Raw genomic sequence first — 17,195 nt, 5'->3', positions numbered from 1 at the left:
ACGAGAGATTCATCATGGAGAGCCGCACTCGCCGCTGAAGCGCGCCAGTGCCAGCCCAGCCCCGCCGGAACAATCTCGCAACAGGTACTAGTTAGGGCTTGCCGTACACGTCCGTAGCTGTCAGCGGCGGTATACCCGAGGCTGCCGCGCCCTTGGCTGCTCCGCCCTGGCCTCCCTGACGCACGAATATCTGCCCGCCCGTCAGCGGCACAGGACTGGTCACGCCTTGAGCAGATGCGGGCGAAGCCACAGGGGCAACACCGGGGTTCACAGGCTGATTGGGGGTCTGGACGCTGGGGCTTGCAGGCTGACTTGCTGCCAGAACTGCGGGCTGACCCGCCGGACCCATGGGCAGGCTGCTTACCTGCGCTGCTGGCTGTGCACCCTGTGAAGGAGCCTGCTGCTGCAGGCTTGCGCCCTGCGCCTGCTGGGCATGGTAGGCGGCAATGCCAGCACCCGCATTACTGTTGGGGCCAGCGCCGTCAACATTGAGCGTACGGATCAAGCCCTGCTTGCCGCCTCGCCCTGTGGGCGGAATATTGGTGGTATAGCGTACCTTTTGCGGCTGCGGAGGCGCCGCCTGACCTACCGGAGCGCTTGAGCCTGTCTGCATATTCTGCCCCTGCATGGCCTGCTGGTGCATGGCCGCCTGCATGGCTGACTGCATGCCTCCAGCGGAGTTCAGGGATTGGGCATCCAGCACATTCCCCGTAAGCGGCGGAATACTCATGCCGGACATGTCCATCTGCATGCCCCCCTGATCCCAGTTCTGTCCATCCGCCTGTGCGGCTCTGCTCTGCGGCTGGGCAAGGCCCAGCATCTGCTGCATTGGCGGGCGCACCGCATTGGGCCCCAGCTTGCTGCCCGCTTCAAACTGCGCCTTGCGGGCAAGGTTGAGGCCGGAATTCATATTGCCGACAACATTGGTGGTATGTACCACCCTGTGGCGCTCCGGCTGGGCCGAGGCCTGCATGGCCTGCTCGGCAAGACGCGCAGCCTCTTCAGGATCCTGCCCGCCTGCAGCGACCTGAGCTCCGGTCAGCGTACGCGATGCAGCGGAGCCGTTTTCCGCATGCCCGGCGTCCTGCATGGGGGCAACACCGCCGTACACCGACGCAGCAGTGCTTGATCTCCCAGACTTGCCCTTAGCTGCATCCTTGTCACTCTCGTTGTGCGGGCTATCCGCCTCCGGTGTTGGTGGAAGCATGGGGGCGGCTTCAGGCGTAAAGGGCCGCTGAATGGCGGAAGCATCCGTCGCCGTGGCGCGGCTTGCGGATGTGAGACCGCGCGAAAGCTGGGCGTACATCATGTCGGCCAGGCCTATGCCGCCAGCCGATGTCATTTTTTTGGCCAGTTCCTGATCGTACATGCCCTGCCAGAACTGCTCCTCCTTGCCGTGCAGCAAGGTGGACTTGGGCAGGGTTTTGCGCATTTCTTCCCACATTTTCTGGATGAAGATGGACTCGAAGCCCTCGCAGGATTCGCGCAGCTTCTTTTCCTTTTGCGCAGGGTCAATATTTTTCCCGCCCAGATTGCCAAGGCCCGCCAGGCGCGACTGAACTTCCTTGCGGGCAACTTCGCCCGCTCCGGCATCAGGAGGAATGAGAGCGGTTGACATGGGCGTGGTCATTTAAATTACCTCCAGATCCGCGTGCAAGGAGCCCGAGGCCTGCATTGTCCGTAAAATGGATATGAGGTCGCGGGGGGTTGCGCCAATGGCATTAAGGCCATCCACCAGTTCCTGAAGGGTCGCGCCTTCCACCATCATAAGATGGCGGTTTTCTTCGCGCACGTTGGTTTCCGTCTGCGGCGTCACAACAGTCTGCCCTTGCGAGAAGGGGCCGGGCTGCGAAACCTGTTCGCTTTCCTGCACAGTGATTTGCAGGTTGCCGTGAGCTACGGCAGCGCGGGAGATGCGCACGTCGCGCCCAAGCACAACCGTACCGGTCTTTTCGTCCACCACCACCTTGGCGGAGGTGTCGGGGCTGACATCCAGATTTTCCACTGAGGCCATAAGCGGCACAAGGTTGTTGCGATACTGGGGCGGCACGTCCATGGTCACGCTGGTGGCGTCCACTGCGCGGGCATAGCGCCCGCCCATGGCCCCATTGAGGCGTTCCGCAATCTGCTGCGCTGTGGAAAAATCGCCCACGCGCAGATTGAGCGTGAGTTTGTCCTGCTGGTTGAACTCAAAGGGAATGCCCCGTTCCACAATGCCGCCGCCGGGGATGATGCCCACGGTGGCGATATTCTTTGTGGTGCTGGCAGCTTTGCCCGAGGCCGAAAAACCGCCCACGGTCAACGCGCCCTGAGCCATGGTGTATATCTTGCCGTCCACGCCCTTGAGGGCCGTTTGCAGCAACACCCCACCCATGAGGGAGGTAGCGTCGCCCACGGAGGACACCGTCACATCGAGCCTGGTGCCGGGCTTGGCCGACACCGGCATGCGCGCAGTGACCATAACCGAGGCCACGTTTTTGATTTTAAGTGCGGAGGCGTCCACGCCCACGCCCATTCTGTCCATCATGTTTTTCATGGAACTGAGCGTAAAGACGGAGTCCTTTTTGTCGCCGGTTCCGGCCAGACCAACCACCAGCCCGTAACCGATGAGCTGGTTGTCTCGCACGCCCGAAAACGTGGCGATGTCCTTGATACGCACGGCGTGCGCAGGCAAGGCCCAGCACACAAGCAGGGCGGCGGTGGTTATCCAGAAGGCCGGATGGCGCAGTATTGTCAATTTCATGGCGCAGACTCCTTGCCGGAATACCGGCACACAGGGGATTGCAGAAACCATGCCGAACATGCCGACGTACTGCTGACCAAACCGGGCGGCCTGATCCTGACCGCCAGCCCAGACCTGTCCCCCCTTGCCTGCCCCGTAAAACGGTTTTCCGCCTGACCCTCCGTGCAGCAAAAAAGAGCGGCCAGGGATTCTGCTCCCTGACCGCTCTTTTCAAGTATTTATTGGGCGATTACTTGCGACTGCCGCCCAAGCAGGTCAACATTGAAAATACCTGTCTGCTCTGCGGCGATTCAAAAATCCGCGTCATGGCGTGCCTACCTGAACAGACCCGGCTCCTCACGCACAAGATTGGCGGCAATAAGCTTGCTGTCAGGCTTGTAGGTGCCGTTGGAGACCTGAATACGCAATGCTTCCACCTTTTCGGCGCGCACATCGGGCGTATTCTGGGCTGTGCGCCGTGCTTCCGTCAGCAGCAGAGCATCCTGCGATACACTGACGGTATCCCCTTGCGAGCCTTCAGAAGGTGTGGCGCTGGCTCTACCCTTAAGTCTGGCCTCGCCGCTCTTTTCAAGGTTGGCCGTGTTGCTGTAGGGATCAAGAAGCGTATTGATCTTTCCCTGAATTTCCATAGTTCTCTCCGCTTGCTCAACCTGCTGCCGACCTAAATGGCAGGCGGTTCGTCAAGCATGCTTTCGTCAACTTTTTTTCGTGTGACGCGCCACAGGGCGTTACGGGTCGCACGCAGTTTTTCATCCGATAAGGGTTCCAGGCCTTCCGGCCCTTGCCCCACTATACGCAGTCTGCCGCCTGGCGGATAGGTAAACTGCACTTCCTGCCCCACCTCACGGCCAAGTTCCTGGCGGATTTCCTCCACCACAGGATTGTCGCTTCCGGTATAGAGCAGGGTTTCGTAGAGTTCGCGGGCGACCTTCTCAACCATCATGTGGCGGCTGACAGAAGGATCAGGGTCGCTGGGGTCATCGCCTTCGGCAACTCTGCGCCGCATTCTGAGCCTTGCAAGACGCCGGGCTGCCAGCAGCTGCTGTTCATACCCCTGTAGCATCATGCGCAGTTGCGCGGAGGTTGCGTCGGCCATGGCGTTATCCGTCCTTCAACCTTTTTCGGCAGAAGCGATAAAAACTTTAGACTTGCCATGAGGCATTTTTCTCTGCGGCTGCCGGATTTTTTGCCCAAAGGCGCGGCATGGCTGTCCTCAAGGGTACAGACAATCAACGGCGGTTGCGGGCCAATGCGCAGCCCACAGCCAATAGGTTGAGCACGCCAAAGATTATCAGGTCAACGCGCATGGCTCCCATAAAGGCCTCAATATTATGCGTGCCAGCTGGCTCGCTGCCAAGAAAAAGCCCAAGGGTCAGCGTTATGAGCGTCATATTGAAGAGCTGGCCGCCTGTACGCACAGCGCCCGTGAGCCCTGCGGCCTGCCCCACCCGGTCGCGCCCTGCGCTCTCAAGAATAATGGTGGTATTGGGCAGCGCAAACAAACTTATGCCAACGCCGAGCAGGCATTGGGCCAGAACCAGCACGTACATGGGCGAATCCACCCGCAAAAGCCCGCACACAACAAGGCCCAGCCCGCACAGGGCAATGCCCGCCGCGCTGACCTTGCCCGGTTCAAACCTGCCGCACAACCGCGCGGCAACAGGGGTGGTCATGACCTGCATTACAGACTGGAGCGCAAGAAAGAGCCCGGCCTGCTGCACGGTCATACCGCGCCCGAACTGGAGGTACAGACTGAAAAAAAACACGATGCCGAAAAAAGAACTATAGTTGATGAACGCGGCCAGTGAAGACAGGGCAAAGACCCTGTTGCGGGCAAGCAGCCGCAGATCAAGCAGGGGATAGTCGCTCCGCAGCTCCTTGACGCAGAAAGCAGCCATCAGCCCCACAAAGGCCACCAGCAGGCCGCCAGCCAGGGCCGGAGCATCGGCCAGCTCGGACGAGCCAAAAGTCAGGGCCGTCATGGCTCCCGCATAGATGCAGCACCCCTTCCAGTCAAAGGGCTTGCCCTTGGCCATGCGCCATTCAAGCTTGACGCGGTATTTCATCAGCAGCAGCACACCCACGGACGCCAGAGCGCTGCCCCAGAACAGCCATTGCCAGCCAAGCCACCCGGCCACAAAGCCCGCAACAGGCGGCCCGCAGGCAATGCCCGCGTACACTGACGATCCGCTGTAGCCAAGATAGGAGGCGCGGCGTCCCTCAGGAGCCGCCGAGGCCAGCAGGGCCAGACCGCAGGCGTTGAACATGGCCCCGCCCACCCCCTGCACAAAACGCAGCAGCAGAAACAGCGGCACAGAATTGACAAAACCCAGCAAGGCTCCGGCAAGGGCAAACAGGGCGATGCCCCACAAGAATATGCGCCGATACCCCCAGATGTCGCCCATGCTGCCGCTGGCAAGCTGAAACACAGCCAGGCCCATAGAATAAAAGGCCCCCATGAGGCCCAGTTCGCGCGCGCTGGCATGGAGGCTTTGCCCCAGCGGCGGCAGCACAGCGTTCACTCCGGCCATCATGAACGGCATAAAAAACAGGGAGGTACACACGGCCACAAGCAGCCAGCCGTGTCCTTTTTCGATGGATGAACTCATGTCGGCAGAGTAGCCTTGAGCACGCGGGGTGGTCAATACGCCCCGCATGCATGGTCAATTTGAGCTTTCCAGGGCCAGAGCGAACGCCCTGACCCCTTGAAAACGCACACCTTCAAAGGCAACAGGTCTAAAGCGTACCAACGGCTTCAGCCAGCCGCAGGCACATATCAGCCTTGTTCAAGGTATACAGGTGGATGCCCGGTGCGCCGGCATCAAGCAGACTGCGTATCTGCCGCACCGCGTAATCAAGGCCCACTTGCCGCACGGCTTCCGCACCTCCATCATTATTGGCCTTCTCCAGGGCAAGGTAGAGCTTGCCCGGAATATTGGCCCCGCACAGCGAGAGCACCCGCCGCAGCGAGTCAAAGCTCTGAATGGGCAGGATACCGGGGATGACCGGCGTGGTAATGCCCTGCCCGCGCAAATGGCTTACCAGATCTTCATACTCGCGGGCGTCAAAAAATAACTGGGTCAGGGCAAAATCCGCCCCGGCGCGCAATTTTTCAGCCGTGCACCGCCTGTCTTCCGCAAAGGTGGGCGACTCGGGATGCGGGGCGGGATAGGCAGCTACGCCTATGCCCAGGCCGGGCTGCTGCTCGCGGGCAAAGGCCACCAGATCAGAGGCATGGCGAAAGTGGGCTTTGTTCCAGTCCCACGGTTTGTCTGCGGGCGCGTCGCCGCGCAGGGCCAGCACATTGTTGACGCCGGCAGCCTGCAAGTCATGCAAAAATGCGGCGATGGATTGAGGCTCCGCGCCCACGCATGTGAGATGCGCCATGGCAGTAATGCCCCGCCGCGCCAGCTCTGCCGTAACGGCAAGGGTATTCTGCTGACGCGCACCTCCGGCACCGTAGGTTACTGACGCAAACAGGGGGTTGAGCGCGCGCAGGCGATCCACCGTGGCATAAAAATCAGGCAACTGGGCCGTGTCAGAAGGAGGAAAAAACTCCAAAGAGTAAAAAGGGGCCGAAAGTTCCCGGATCATTTTGCCGATATGCATGGAAAGACTCCTTGGCGCGATATGCCCGCAGCCCACTAAATTACTGCGGCGTGATTGTTTATGTTTATATCAAGATAAATTGATATGTCAATAAAAATGTGCCATCGCACCTTGCCAAATGGCAAAAGCGGTCGTAATGCAGGTTACGGACAATAAAAATAGACGGCAAGACATGAATACCCGGCAGTTTTTCTTTATAGCAACGGACGCAATCCGGCCCGCATGGCGGGTAATCCGCAGTCTGCCGTCCACTTGGCTGGCTGCCCTGATTGTCTGTTGCACTGTAGCCATGCCCCGGCCCGGCCTTGCCGCGCCAGACCAGCAGGGCAATCAGCCCCCAGGAGCGGTATTGCCCGCCGAGGGCCACGCGCCTGTGCTGCCTGCCGCCCCGGCGTTGCTTGCCGCTGACCCCCACGCCATGCAGCCCGCTGACGCAGCAGCCGAAGGCGGCGTGGACGCTCAGGGCCGAGCCGACTGGCGGGAGCTTGAACCGGGCCTTCTGTTTGGTGAATTTCAGCTCAATGAAGGCGATGCCCGCCTCACTGTCCTGCGTATCGACCCTGCCGCATTTGACTTTACGCTCTGCTCCCGCTCTCAGGATGGCGGCCCCTCCCGCCAGCTGAACCAGTGGGGCGAACAGTACAACCTTGTTGCGGCCATCAATGCCAGCATGTACCTGCCTGATGCTTCCACCAGCACAGGCTACATGCGCCAGGGTTCGCATGTGAACAACGGGCGCGTGGTACAGCGTTTTGGCGCTTTTTTTGTGGCCGGGCCGGACGAACCCACCCTGCCCAAAGCAGCCATCCTTGACCGCGATAGCCCGCTGTGGCGGCAGCAGATGGATCATTATGATCTTGTGATTCAAAACTACCGCATGATCAATGCCGACAGGCGCATCCTCTGGTCGCCCGGCGGCCCGCACTACTCCATTTCCGCAGTGGCGCAGGACGGAGACGGGCAGATTCTCTTCATGCACTGCCGCCAGCCCGTGGAAGCCTATTCCTTTGCGCAGCAGGTCTTGCACCTGCCCCTCAACGTGCGCACCGTTATGTATGTGGAAGGCGGAGGCCAGGCTGGCCTGCTGGTTCGTTCCGCAGCGCTGACCCGCGAACTTGTGGGCCTGAGTCCCAGCGGCTTGCTGGTAACTGGCGATCTGCGGGCCGTGCTGCCCAATGTGCTCGGCGCGCGCCGCAAAAATGCTGAAGGAGATTCCGGTGGCAACGCTGCCGGCACTCCCGGCGGCATGGACACAAGGCCCGCTGCACCGGTGGAAACACAAGCGCCGCCAGCCTCTGCGCCCACCCCCACAACAAATGAGGGGCAAGCCCAGCCCGCAACAGACACGCCTGCGCAACCGGCGCAAACCAACCTCTCCGAGCAAGCTCCTTCAGGCACAGCCCCCAGCGTGGCTGCACCCACCAAGCCAGCAGCAGCCTCTGATGCCGAAGCCGCTCCGGCAAACGCAACGCAACCGGAGCAAGCCCAGGGTGCAGCAACAAGCCCCCCTGCCGCGCCTGAAGCGCCCAAGGTTTCCCCGGCGGAGTCGGCTCCCCCGAATGCCCCGCTCACAGAACCGGGTACGTCCCTTGCCCCTCCGGCATCCAGCCCGGAAGGAGCAAGCTTGTCCAAGGGGCAGAACAAGTAGGTTTTCTCCCAGCTCAGACTCCAGAAAATCGGCTTTTCATGCGCTTCTCCCGAACTACTCCCCCTAGTTATCTTGATGATAATAATTATCAATGCTAAAAAAAAGACTTTACATCGGGGGCCACTTCTTTCACAATATTTCTTGGTAAGGGGCTGAACGCGCTGATTGCGGCATGCTCAGCAGCCTCCACCCAAGCTAACCTGTCAAAACAAGTGAGGGACTCATGCCCACGCAACTCGAAGTGTATAAGTGTACCCACTGCGGCAATATCGTTGAAGTTCTCCACGGCGGCGGCGCAGACATCGTCTGCTGTGGCGATCCCATGAAGCTGATGGTCGAAGGCGCAACCGACGGCGCGCTCGAAAAGCACGTGCCTGTTATCGAAAAAGTTGATGGCGGCTACATGGTCAAGGTCGGCAGCGTTGCCCACCCCATGGAAGAAAAGCACTACATTGAATGGATCGAGCTGCTGGCCGACGGCAGGAGCTACACCAAGTTCCTGAAGCCCGGCGATGCGCCCGAAGCATTCTTTGCCATTGACGCTGCCAAGGTTACCGCCCGCGAATACTGCAATCTGCACGGTCACTGGAAGGCGGAAAACTAGTTTTTTCTGATGCAGGAACCACGCGGTTCCCATTTATCACAACGGCATCAAGCCACAATTATATATTCAGGAGACATGCCATGCAAAAGTATGTTTGCGGCGTTTGCGGCTACGAATACGACCCCGCTGAAAACGACAACGTGCCTTTTGAAGATCTGCCCGATGACTGGACCTGCCCCGTTTGCGGCGTGGGTAAAGACCAGTTCACCCCTGCCTAATTTTTTTCTTTCCCCGTTCTTTCCCCCGCTTTGCCTTGCCCTAAGGCAGGGCGGGGATTTTTATAGAAGGGGATTCCCCAACACTGCGGAGACACATCATGCAGCCAGTAGAAATAAAAAAAGATATTTTCTGGGTCGGCTTTGTCGACTACGACCACAGGGATTTTCACGGTTATTCCCGTTCGCCTGACGGATCGACTTACAACGCCTACCTGATCAAGGACGAAAAAAACGTCCTGCTTGATACCGTGGCCTCGGGCTGCGAGGGCACCCTGTTGTGCCGCATGGCCCAGGTGCTTGAGCCGGAAAAGATCGACTACATCATCTGCAACCACATGGAACTTGACCACGCTGGCGCGCTGGAAGCCATTATTGAGCGTTGCAAGCCGGAAAAGATTTTTGTGTCGCAGACCGGCCTCAAGTCGATGGCTGGCTATTTTGACTGCAAAGACTGGCCCGTGCAGGCCGTGAAGAGCGGCGACAGCATCAACATCGGCAAGCGCACCATCGTGTTTCAGGAAACCCGCATGCTGCACTGGCCCGACAGCATGGTTTCGTACATTCCTGAAGACAAGCTGCTGGTCAGCAACGATATCTTTGGTCAGAACATAGCCAGTTCCGCACGCTTTGTTGACGAATTCGGCGACGACGGCGAATACACGCGCCGCGTCAAGGAATACTACTTCAACATTGTGTTGCCTTACTCCCCCATGGTTCTCAAGACCCTGCCCGTGGTGGAAAAGCTCGATATCGACATGATCGCCCCTGACCACGGCCTCATTCAGAGGGGTGAAAAGGCCGTGCGCGGCATCATCGATATGTACCGCGCCATGGCCGAGCAGAAGCCCCAGCAGCGCGCGCTCGTTTTTTACGACACCATGTGGGAATCTACGGAAACAATGGCCTACGCCATTTGCAGCGGCCTGGAAGAAAACAACGTTCCCACGCGCATCATGAGCGTGAAGCAGAACCACCACAGCGCCGTCATGACCGAACTGGCAGACTGCGGCGCGGTCATTGCCGGTTCGCCCACCCACAACAATACAGTGCTGCCCCTCATGGCCGCACAGCTTACCTACATGAAGGGTCTGCGCCCCCTGAACCGCATTGGCGGCGCGTTTGGCTCCTACGGCTGGTCGGGCGAAGGCCCCAAGTTCCTGCACGAACAGCTTGCCTCCATGAACATGGAAATGCCCGCTGACCCCGTGAAGTGCAACTGGCGGCCCGATCACGAGGCCCTCAAGGCCTGCCACCAGATGGGCGCCACCATTGCCGAAGCCCTCAAGAAGAAATGCCAGGGCTAAGCCCAGGTTGCCCTGACTGAAAACAGCAGCGCCCGCATATGCGGGCGCTGCTGTTTTTTATGGCGCGCGTGCCAGCCCGGAGTGCCGTGCACAACTCTGCAGACCCAAACCGACGCCTGCGGCACACGGTAATCAGACCATACTATTCCGACAGCCCAGCCCTTGCGGCAAAAGGATCCCATGAAGGATCACGGTGGGGCTCGTACTCCGTCACAAGCGCCACCCAGTCGCTCAGCGGCTGACCGAACAGGCGGGCTATGACCGCAATGGTCATGTCCATACCGGCAGAAACTCCCGACGACGTCACAACCGAACCGCCGTCAACCCAGCGAGCCTTGGCGACCCAGCGCACCTTGGGGCCCGGCGCAATGGAAGCCTTGAACGCCATCTTGTTGGTGGTGGCGAGTCTGCCGTCCAACAGTCCTGCGGCGGCAAGCAGTGAAGCCCCGTTGCATACAGACATGATGAGCTTGGTATTTTTGGCCTGCGCACGTACCCAGCTCAGGGTTGCTTTGTCTTGCAACAGGGGGATAACGCCGATGCCGCCAGGGACAAGCAGATAGTCCAGCGCAGGGGCGTCAGTATAGCTGTACTCCGCCAGTGTTTTTGGCCCCTGATTGGAAGCTACTGCCCCCTTCTGCGCCGCCACAGTCACGAGCCGGATGTCCACGCGGTCTGATTCTTCTCCCCAAAATCTGGTGGGGGCGTTTTTGAGGCTGCCCCACATCTCCATGGGGCCATAGGCATCCAGCATCTCAAATCCGGGGAAGAGCAAAACGCCAAGAGTAAGGTGCCTTGAGGCAGGTTTGGGAACGGCATCGTACATATCGCCATTTTCCACCTGAGCGGATGCTTGCCCGGCTTGCGCCTGTACGCCAATGGGCCAGAACGCTGCAAACAGAGCCAGCAAAAGGGCCAATGGGTGCAGACTGCGCTGAATATTCTGGTGCATACACGTCTCCCTGTTTGCCGGGCAATGGAATACCCCGGCGTTGAAGTTATGCACCCATCCTAGGCCATGCTCGTGGTTGGCAACAATGACAATAAACTTGCCTTTTCTGCCAATGACGATGCAGGCGTACCAAGGCGAATAATACACGTGCGCGCAACAAAAGGCGGGAGCGTAAACCAAACAAAAAAGCCCTCCGAAGCGGAAGGCTTTTATCGTGACTGGGGGAATGCAGAGCACACCGCCCAAATCCTAGCAGGGGAACCCCCCAGAACTAATTGCGCACGTCATCATCATTGTCAGCAGGGCGCGCAGCGGGGCGCTGCCCCTTCTGGGAATCGCGCTGCTGCATGTCGCGCGGGGGACGGCGGTCATCGCGCGGGCGGCCCATCTCGTCGCCACGGGGGCTGCGGCGGTCTCCCTTGTCGTTGTCGTAGCGGGGCTTGCCCATTTTTTCGCCCTGTGCGCTACGGTTGTCGTGGCGCCCGTCCATGCGCCCATTGGGTTGGTTCTTGCTGTCCTTGCGGTCATAATGGCGCCCGCCACGATCAGCGTCCTGACGTCCGTCACGGTCGCCCTTCTGTTTGTACCCTTGGGGGGCATCTCCATTCTGGGCCGCCTGCACGGCAGGGGTGCCCACCAAGAGCAGGCCCACGGCAAGGGCGCTCAGTGCCAACGGTTTCAACACATATTTCATACGCATAAAGTTCCTCCTTGGGTGGGCATTTCGCCCATTGCCTCCTTACGCCAGCTCGAGCCTGTGCGCAAGATGGCAGTTATGCTATGGAACTTTATGTTAAAAAGCCGTTAGTGCGCCAACCCGCAGAATGCAAGGAGCAGGCGGTGCGCCCCGAGGCCCATCATTTTTTGGTGCATGCATTGCGCAGGGCCGGGACGCCCACGCCGCTCCGTTGGGCTGCGGCCTTGAGCGCGTCTGCCTCGGGTCGCACATAATTTTGCCCTTCAATGGAATACTCCTTGGCTGCAAGGCTCTGCCCCGCCATCTCCACTGAAACGGCGCGGCGCGGTGCAACCACGCGATCAAGCGTCTGCACGCGCAGACCCAGCGTATGGGTGTGGCGCAAAACGGCATTTTCCACACAAGCTCTCTGGCTGGGCAGGCACAGCACACGCAGCAATCCGGCAGGGCGATTCTTCTTGCCCACGCCCGGCAGCCACAGCACGTCAAGAACATCCGGCATGGAGGAGAGCGCCTCCAGCGCCATACCCAGGTCTTCCCCGTTAAGATGATCAATGTGGGTCTCGAACTGCATGACCTTCTCGCGCCCGCCAAGCACATGGTCTGCGCCGCCTGCTCCGTCTTCCACAAGCCATGCCCGCAGGCCCGTGGGCGCGGGGCGGGAGCCGTAGCCGGTGCCAAGCGCAAGTGCAATGCCCTCCGGGCCGGGAACAAACTGGTCTACCAGGGCGTGCACCAGGGCTGCGCCCGTGGGTGTAACAAGCTCCTCGCGCGCATCTGTGGCAAAAACCGGCTTGCCGCGCATAAGATACGCCGTTGCGGGCGCGGGAAGCGGGATGCGCCCGTGGGCGCACTCAACGCTTCCGGTAAACCACGGCAGGGGCGAGGCGCATATTCGGCTCACGCCCAGGGCCTCCACGGCATAGGCCGCACCCAGAATATCCACGAGGGTATCGATGGCCCCCACCTCGTGAAAGTGCACCTCAGCTGGTGCAACATGGTGCGCGTGCGCCTCAGCCTCGGTCAGCGCGTGCAGGGCTGCCAGTGCACGGGCGCGCACACCTGGCAAGACGTCAACCCTTTCAAATATGGCGGCGATATCTGCCGGATGCCGCAGTGGCTGCTTTTCGGCATTCCAGCTTACGGCGACCATCTGCCCCGGCCCGCCGGGTCGTGTTTCGCCCCTGGCGTCAATGCGGCAATCCACGCCTGCGCGGGCAAGAGCAGCAGACAGCGGGGCATAATCCACCCCAAGGTGCGCAAGGGCCGCAAGGGTCATATCCCCGCTGATGCCGCCAGAGCAATCAAGATATAAAAACATATCGGCCCCTTCCAAATGTGTCTGCGCGCGCAAACTGAGCACGCGCACTTGTGCAGCCTCGGCACATTGGTGTATAAAAGGATCGTGCGGGTCGCTGCGACCACGCCGTTATAACCTGAAACATATCCCCCCGGAGGGAAGCATGCCTGTACAGAATTGGATGACCACCGATGTTGTCAGCGTTGGCCCCGATACATCGCTGCTCAAAGTGGGCAAGCTCATGAAGGATCACCACATCCGCCGCATCCCGGTTGTTGATGAAAATGGTCAGGTAATTGGCATTATCTCTGACCGCGACGTGCGCGACGCCTCCCCCTCCAAGGCCACCACGCTCGACATGTACGAAATGCACTATCTGCTGGCTGAGCTGAAGGCCAAAAACATTATGACGGCCAAGCCCATCACCGTCAAACCGACCGACACTGTCGAGCAGGCAGCCCTGATCATGCTGGACAACAAGGTTGGAGGCCTGCCGGTGGTGAACGACAGCGGCAAGCTTGTGGGCATCATTTCCGACCACGATGTGTTCAAGGCTCTGGTTGACATCACCGGCGCACGACTGGGCGGCTTGCAGTTTGCCATAGAATTGCCCGACCAGCCCGGCACGGCGCGCCCCCTGTTTGACCTGCTGCGCGCGCACAATGCCCGCTTGCTCTCGGTGCTGACCGTCTCTAATGACGATGGCAACCGCCAACTGTTCATCCGTGTGCGCGACCTCGAAAATACCAAGGCCGAGCAGGAGCTTATGGACGGGGTAGGCAAGCTCGGCAAAGTGCTCTATTGCCAGCACTAAATCCCTACAATTTAATCATATTTATTCTATGGCATCTGAATTACTCAATAAAAGCCTCAACAAAAAAAGTGGGGCAAGAGCAAAAAAGATGCACAGGGCTTGCCATCAAAAATTATTTGTGTCATAAGGACTCTCGTTGTGATTGCGGTATGCTTTCGCGCCCAACGGAGGAATTCGGCCGGAAATATCCGGTTGTGCAACGCCTGGGCGTCCGCCCCGGCGAGGTTGAGCAATAGCTGTCCAAGGAGGACACACGCATGGCTGAGATCACCTATAAAGGTAAAAGCTTTGAAGTTGACGAAGACGGTTTCCTTCTGCGTTTTGACGACTGGTGCCCCGAATGGATGGACTATGTGAAGGAATCCGAAGGCATCTCTGAGATCAACGCTGATCACCAGAAGATCCTTGACTTCCTGCAGGACTACTACAAGAAGAACGGCATTGCCCCCATGGTCCGTATTCTTTCCAAGAACACCGGCTACAAGCTGAAGGAAGTGTACGAACTCTTCCCCTCCGGCCCCGGCAAAGGCGCCTGCAAAATGGCCGGCCTGCCCAAGCCCACTGGCTGCGTGTAGTCCAGCCGCAACATTTTGGAAAAAAGCGGAAGGGAAACCTTCCGCTTTTTTTTGCCCATACCGCCCTGCGCGGGCATGCGCCGCCCATACCGTGCGGCGCGCCCGCCGGGGCTTGCCTTTCTGGCAACATTTCATATCTTCTCATCAGCCCGCGCTCCGCTCCCCTCCCTTTACGCCGGGCCAAAAAAACGGTATCGCCCTTCCATGAAAATTCGTCTGTCCCTGAAAAAATGCGCCCTCTGGTTTATGGGCATCGTTATAGTCTGCGGTCTTTTGGGCGGCGGCGCGGTGGCCATGCTTTTTTACTGGGCCTCGCGCGACCTGCCCGACCTGAACCGTATCGCCGAATACAAGCAGCCGCAGGCTACTGTCATTCTGGCGCGTGACGGCTCAACCCTTGGCACCCTCTATCACGAAAAGCGATTTGTCATTGGCCTCAAGGACATGTCGCGCTATCTGCCCATGTCCTTTCTGGCTGCGGAAGACGACGCGTTCTACAGGCACATGGGCATTGACCCCGTAGCCATCGCGCGCGCCGCCATCAACAACTTCCGCAAGGGGCGCCAGGGCGAGGGCGGCAGCACCATAACCCAGCAGCTCATCAAGCAATTGCTGCTCACATCCGAGCGCAGCTATACCCGCAAGATGAAAGAGGCCATTCTGGCCTATCAGCTTGAAAGAAACTTCACCAAGGATCAGATCCTTACCATATATCTGAACCAGATATATCTGGGTGAACACGCCTTTGGCGTGGAATCGGCTGCCCGCACCTATTTTGGCAAGCACGCCTCAGATATCACCCTGGCCGAAAGCGCCGTCATCGCGGGCCTGCCCAAAGCCCCCAGTTCCTACAATCCCTTCCGCAGGCCGGAAGAAGCCAAGAACCGGCAGATGTACGTGCTTGGCCGGCTGCGCGACCTCAAGTGGATCACCCAGGCCGAGTATGATCAGGCCGTGGCCGAACCGCTTGTCTACTGGAGCATGCCCGAGGGCATGGGCGGGGCGGCGCAGTGGTATCTTGAAGAAGCCCGCCGCCTGCTGGTGGAATTTTTTACGGAATCCAACCTCCGCGCTCTAGGGGTGGAAACCACCAAGTACGGCGCGGATTACGTGTATGAAGCAGGCCTGACTGTGCAAACCGCCATGGATCCTGCACATCAGACTGCGGCTGGCGCGGCCTTGCGCCGTGGGCTGGAAGAGCTGGACAAACGCCAGGGCTGGCGCGGCCCAGTGGAACAGCTTGACCCTGCAAAGCAAAAAGAATTTCTGGCCAAAAACCAGTTTTCTCCCCTTGATCTCGCTGGCGGCGACTGGGTGAAAGCCCTTGTGACCGCCGTGGACACCAAGGAAGTTAAGGTGGCGCTGGGCCAGGGCTATACGGGCATCGTGCCTGTTTCGGCAATGTCCTGGGCGCGCAAGCCCAACCCCAAGGTTGCGGCTGCCAACGCGCCAGCCATCAAAGACCCCCGCCAGGTGGTGGCGGTTGGTGATGTGATCTGGGTTTCCGCTGAAGAAATCACGGTTACGGAAACCAATGCCAAGGGCCGCAAAGAACAGAAAACCATTCCTTTTGATTCCTCTACGGTCAAAAAGAATACCCCCATCCATCTACGCTTGCAGCAGGACCCGCTGGTGCAGGGGGCAATCGCCTCCGTGGAACCGCAGAGCGGCGACGTTGTGGCCCTTATTGGCGGCTACCAGTTTGGCGACAGCCACTTTAACCGCGCAACCCAGGCTCGCCGCCAGCCCGGCTCCAGCTTCAAGCCCGTGGTCTATTCCACGGCTATGGACTTTGGCTTTACGCCCGCCTCCACGGTGCTGGACGCGCCCTTTGTGTATGTGAACCCCTACACCAATGAAGTGTGGCGGCCCTCAAACTACGAACACAACTACAAGGGCGAGCTTCCCCTGCACACGGCTCTGGCCCTTTCCCGCAATACCTGCACCGTGCGCGTGGCGCAACAGGTGGGCATAGCAAATGTGGTGCAGCGCGCCAAGGCTCTGGGGCTTGAACCGCATTTTCCGCAGGAGCTGGCCATCAGCCTCGGCGCAGTGGCCGTGTCGCCGCTTAACCTTACGCAGGCCTACGCAGCTTTTGCCAACCAGGGGTTGGGGGTGCGCCCGCGCATCATCACCTCCATCAGCGACCCGCAGGGCCGGGTGCTCTACAGGCAGGAAGTGGAACACTGGCAGGCTGTCAGCCCCCAGAACGCCTACATTATGGACACTCTGCTCAAGGAAGTTGTCAATTCCGGCACTGGCGGGCGCGCCAAAATCGATGGGCGCATCATAGCGGGTAAAACCGGCACCACCAATGATGAACGCGATGCGTGGTTCATGGGCTTCTCGCCCTACCTCGTGACCGGCGTCTATGTGGGCTACGATCAGGTGCAGAGCCTTGGCCGCCTTGAACAGGGCGGGCGTACTGCCGCCCCCATCTTCCGTTACTACCGCAGTGAAGTGGAAGACCGCTACCCCAAGGACGACTTTGTAATGCCCGAGGGCATTGTGATGGCCGATGGCCTAGCCTTCAAGGCCGACCAGCCCATGCAGGGCGCATCAGCCACCTCCCCCACCACAGCCGATGGAACGGCAGTGGATACCTCGGAAGGCGGCGAAGACCTGATGCGCCAGATGTTCTAAGCCAGAACTCGGAAGTCAGACGTTTAAAGCCAGCGTCACGCACGGAATTGCACGGGCCGAGAGGCTATGCAGCTTCCGTGCGTGACGC

At 59.6% G+C, this 17,195-nt stretch carries 16 protein-coding genes; 7 read left to right on the top strand and 9 right to left on the bottom strand.

The annotated features are described in order from the left end of the window. Positions 1 to 91: 91 nt before the first annotated feature. The 6 genes from ACUZ79_RS04005 to ACUZ79_RS03980 form a co-directional block, all read right to left on the bottom strand. Positions 92 to 1,630: a rod-binding protein gene (locus ACUZ79_RS04005; RefSeq protein ID WP_449250768.1), complete on the bottom strand. Its 1,539-nt coding sequence runs from the start codon at positions 1,628 to 1,630 to the stop codon at positions 92 to 94. Beyond that, positions 1,631 to 2,743 (bottom strand): flagellar basal body P-ring protein FlgI, encoded by a 1,113-nt coding sequence (locus ACUZ79_RS04000; RefSeq protein ID WP_449250767.1) that lies wholly within the window; start codon positions 2,741 to 2,743, stop codon positions 1,631 to 1,633. Positions 2,744 to 3,057: 314 nt separating this feature from the next. Next, on the bottom strand, positions 3,058 to 3,372 hold the full coding sequence (flgM, locus tag ACUZ79_RS03995; protein ID WP_449250766.1) for a flagellar biosynthesis anti-sigma factor FlgM: 315 nt from the start codon (positions 3,370 to 3,372) through the stop codon (positions 3,058 to 3,060). Between the two features lie 32 nt (positions 3,373 to 3,404). After that, entirely contained in the window at positions 3,405 to 3,839 is a 435-nt protein-coding gene (locus ACUZ79_RS03990; RefSeq protein WP_449250765.1) for a DVU0524 family FlgM-associated protein, read from the bottom strand. A gap of 133 nt (positions 3,840 to 3,972) precedes the next feature. Next, the gene (locus ACUZ79_RS03985; protein ID WP_449250764.1) at positions 3,973 to 5,388 is read right to left on the bottom strand and encodes an MFS transporter; all 1,416 of its coding nucleotides are present in this window, start codon (positions 5,386 to 5,388) and stop codon (positions 3,973 to 3,975) included. 91 nt (positions 5,389 to 5,479) lie between these two features. After that, the gene (locus ACUZ79_RS03980; RefSeq protein ID WP_449250763.1) at positions 5,480 to 6,352 is read right to left on the bottom strand and encodes a methylenetetrahydrofolate reductase; all 873 of its coding nucleotides are present in this window, start codon (positions 6,350 to 6,352) and stop codon (positions 5,480 to 5,482) included. 136 nt (positions 6,353 to 6,488) lie between these two features. Between ACUZ79_RS03980 and ACUZ79_RS03975 the strand changes: the two genes are divergently transcribed. The 4 genes from ACUZ79_RS03975 to ACUZ79_RS03960 all read left to right on the top strand — a co-directional run bounded on the left by ACUZ79_RS03975 (position 6,489) and on the right by ACUZ79_RS03960 (position 10,126). Next, positions 6,489 to 8,000: a phosphodiester glycosidase family protein gene (locus ACUZ79_RS03975; RefSeq protein WP_449250762.1), complete on the top strand. Its 1,512-nt coding sequence runs from the start codon at positions 6,489 to 6,491 to the stop codon at positions 7,998 to 8,000. A gap of 223 nt (positions 8,001 to 8,223) precedes the next feature. Further along, positions 8,224 to 8,604, top strand: a complete 381-nt coding sequence (locus tag ACUZ79_RS03970; protein ID WP_022657704.1) for a desulfoferrodoxin — start codon at positions 8,224 to 8,226, stop codon at positions 8,602 to 8,604. Between the two features lie 80 nt (positions 8,605 to 8,684). Further along, positions 8,685 to 8,822 carry a rubredoxin gene (locus ACUZ79_RS03965; RefSeq protein WP_022657703.1) on the top strand — a complete coding sequence of 46 codons (138 nt, stop codon included), beginning with the start codon at positions 8,685 to 8,687 and terminating at the stop codon, positions 8,820 to 8,822. Positions 8,823 to 8,920: 98 nt separating this feature from the next. Next, entirely contained in the window at positions 8,921 to 10,126 is a 1,206-nt protein-coding gene (locus ACUZ79_RS03960; protein ID WP_240823661.1) for an FprA family A-type flavoprotein, read from the top strand. 142 nt (positions 10,127 to 10,268) lie between these two features. Here ACUZ79_RS03960 and ACUZ79_RS03955 read toward each other — a convergent pair whose 3' ends face one another. The 3 genes from ACUZ79_RS03955 to ACUZ79_RS03945 all read right to left on the bottom strand — a co-directional run bounded on the left by ACUZ79_RS03955 (position 10,269) and on the right by ACUZ79_RS03945 (position 13,096). Next, positions 10,269 to 11,078: a DJ-1/PfpI family protein gene (locus ACUZ79_RS03955; protein ID WP_449250761.1), complete on the bottom strand. Its 810-nt coding sequence runs from the start codon at positions 11,076 to 11,078 to the stop codon at positions 10,269 to 10,271. Positions 11,079 to 11,349: 271 nt separating this feature from the next. Next, positions 11,350 to 11,778, bottom strand: a complete 429-nt coding sequence (locus ACUZ79_RS03950) for a hypothetical protein (protein WP_449250760.1) — start codon at positions 11,776 to 11,778, stop codon at positions 11,350 to 11,352. Positions 11,779 to 11,935: 157 nt separating this feature from the next. After that, on the bottom strand, positions 11,936 to 13,096 hold the full coding sequence (locus tag ACUZ79_RS03945; RefSeq protein ID WP_449250759.1) for a LarC family nickel insertion protein: 1,161 nt from the start codon (positions 13,094 to 13,096) through the stop codon (positions 11,936 to 11,938). 142 nt (positions 13,097 to 13,238) lie between these two features. Between ACUZ79_RS03945 and ACUZ79_RS03940 the strand changes: the two genes are divergently transcribed. The 3 genes from ACUZ79_RS03940 to ACUZ79_RS03930 all read left to right on the top strand — a co-directional run bounded on the left by ACUZ79_RS03940 (position 13,239) and on the right by ACUZ79_RS03930 (position 17,107). Next, positions 13,239 to 13,889 carry a CBS and ACT domain-containing protein gene (locus ACUZ79_RS03940; protein WP_449250758.1) on the top strand — a complete coding sequence of 217 codons (651 nt, stop codon included), beginning with the start codon at positions 13,239 to 13,241 and terminating at the stop codon, positions 13,887 to 13,889. Between the two features lie 257 nt (positions 13,890 to 14,146). Continuing rightward, on the top strand, positions 14,147 to 14,464 hold the full coding sequence (locus tag ACUZ79_RS03935) for a TusE/DsrC/DsvC family sulfur relay protein (RefSeq protein ID WP_022657697.1): 318 nt from the start codon (positions 14,147 to 14,149) through the stop codon (positions 14,462 to 14,464). 204 nt (positions 14,465 to 14,668) lie between these two features. Beyond that, the gene (locus ACUZ79_RS03930) at positions 14,669 to 17,107 is read left to right on the top strand and encodes a penicillin-binding protein 1A (RefSeq protein WP_240823656.1); all 2,439 of its coding nucleotides are present in this window, start codon (positions 14,669 to 14,671) and stop codon (positions 17,105 to 17,107) included. The last annotated feature ends 88 nt before the right edge of the window (positions 17,108 to 17,195 follow it).

The sequence above is a fragment of the Desulfovibrio faecalis genome (genome assembly GCF_053570625.1).
The sequence above is the reverse complement of the archived record's forward strand: the minus strand, read 5'-3'. Positions and strand labels throughout refer to the sequence as shown.

Bases quoted from the DNA above. Each gene is read 5' to 3' on its own strand.
- ACUZ79_RS04005 (WP_449250768.1), bottom strand. From the start codon at position 1,630: ATGACCACGCCCATGTCAACCGCTCTCATTCCTCCTGATGCCGGAGCG.
- ACUZ79_RS04000 (WP_449250767.1), bottom strand. From the start codon at position 2,743: ATGAAATTGACAATACTGCGCCATCCGGCCTTCTGGATAACCACCGCC.
- flgM (WP_449250766.1), bottom strand. From the start codon at position 3,372: ATGGAAATTCAGGGAAAGATCAATACGCTTCTTGATCCCTACAGCAAC.
- ACUZ79_RS03990 (WP_449250765.1), bottom strand. From the start codon at position 3,839: ATGGCCGACGCAACCTCCGCGCAACTGCGCATGATGCTACAGGGGTAT.
- ACUZ79_RS03980 (WP_449250763.1), bottom strand. From the start codon at position 6,352: ATGCATATCGGCAAAATGATCCGGGAACTTTCGGCCCCTTTTTACTCT.
- ACUZ79_RS03975 (WP_449250762.1), top strand. From the start codon at position 6,489: ATGCAGGTTACGGACAATAAAAATAGACGGCAAGACATGAATACCCGG.
- ACUZ79_RS03970 (WP_022657704.1), top strand. From the start codon at position 8,224: ATGCCCACGCAACTCGAAGTGTATAAGTGTACCCACTGCGGCAATATC.
- ACUZ79_RS03965 (WP_022657703.1), top strand. From the start codon at position 8,685: ATGCAAAAGTATGTTTGCGGCGTTTGCGGCTACGAATACGACCCCGCT.
- ACUZ79_RS03960 (WP_240823661.1), top strand. From the start codon at position 8,921: ATGCAGCCAGTAGAAATAAAAAAAGATATTTTCTGGGTCGGCTTTGTC.
- ACUZ79_RS03955 (WP_449250761.1), bottom strand. From the start codon at position 11,078: ATGCACCAGAATATTCAGCGCAGTCTGCACCCATTGGCCCTTTTGCTG.
- ACUZ79_RS03950 (WP_449250760.1), bottom strand. From the start codon at position 11,778: ATGCGTATGAAATATGTGTTGAAACCGTTGGCACTGAGCGCCCTTGCC.
- ACUZ79_RS03945 (WP_449250759.1), bottom strand. From the start codon at position 13,096: ATGTTTTTATATCTTGATTGCTCTGGCGGCATCAGCGGGGATATGACC.
- ACUZ79_RS03940 (WP_449250758.1), top strand. From the start codon at position 13,239: ATGCCTGTACAGAATTGGATGACCACCGATGTTGTCAGCGTTGGCCCC.
- ACUZ79_RS03935 (WP_022657697.1), top strand. From the start codon at position 14,147: ATGGCTGAGATCACCTATAAAGGTAAAAGCTTTGAAGTTGACGAAGAC.
- ACUZ79_RS03930 (WP_240823656.1), top strand. From the start codon at position 14,669: ATGAAAATTCGTCTGTCCCTGAAAAAATGCGCCCTCTGGTTTATGGGC.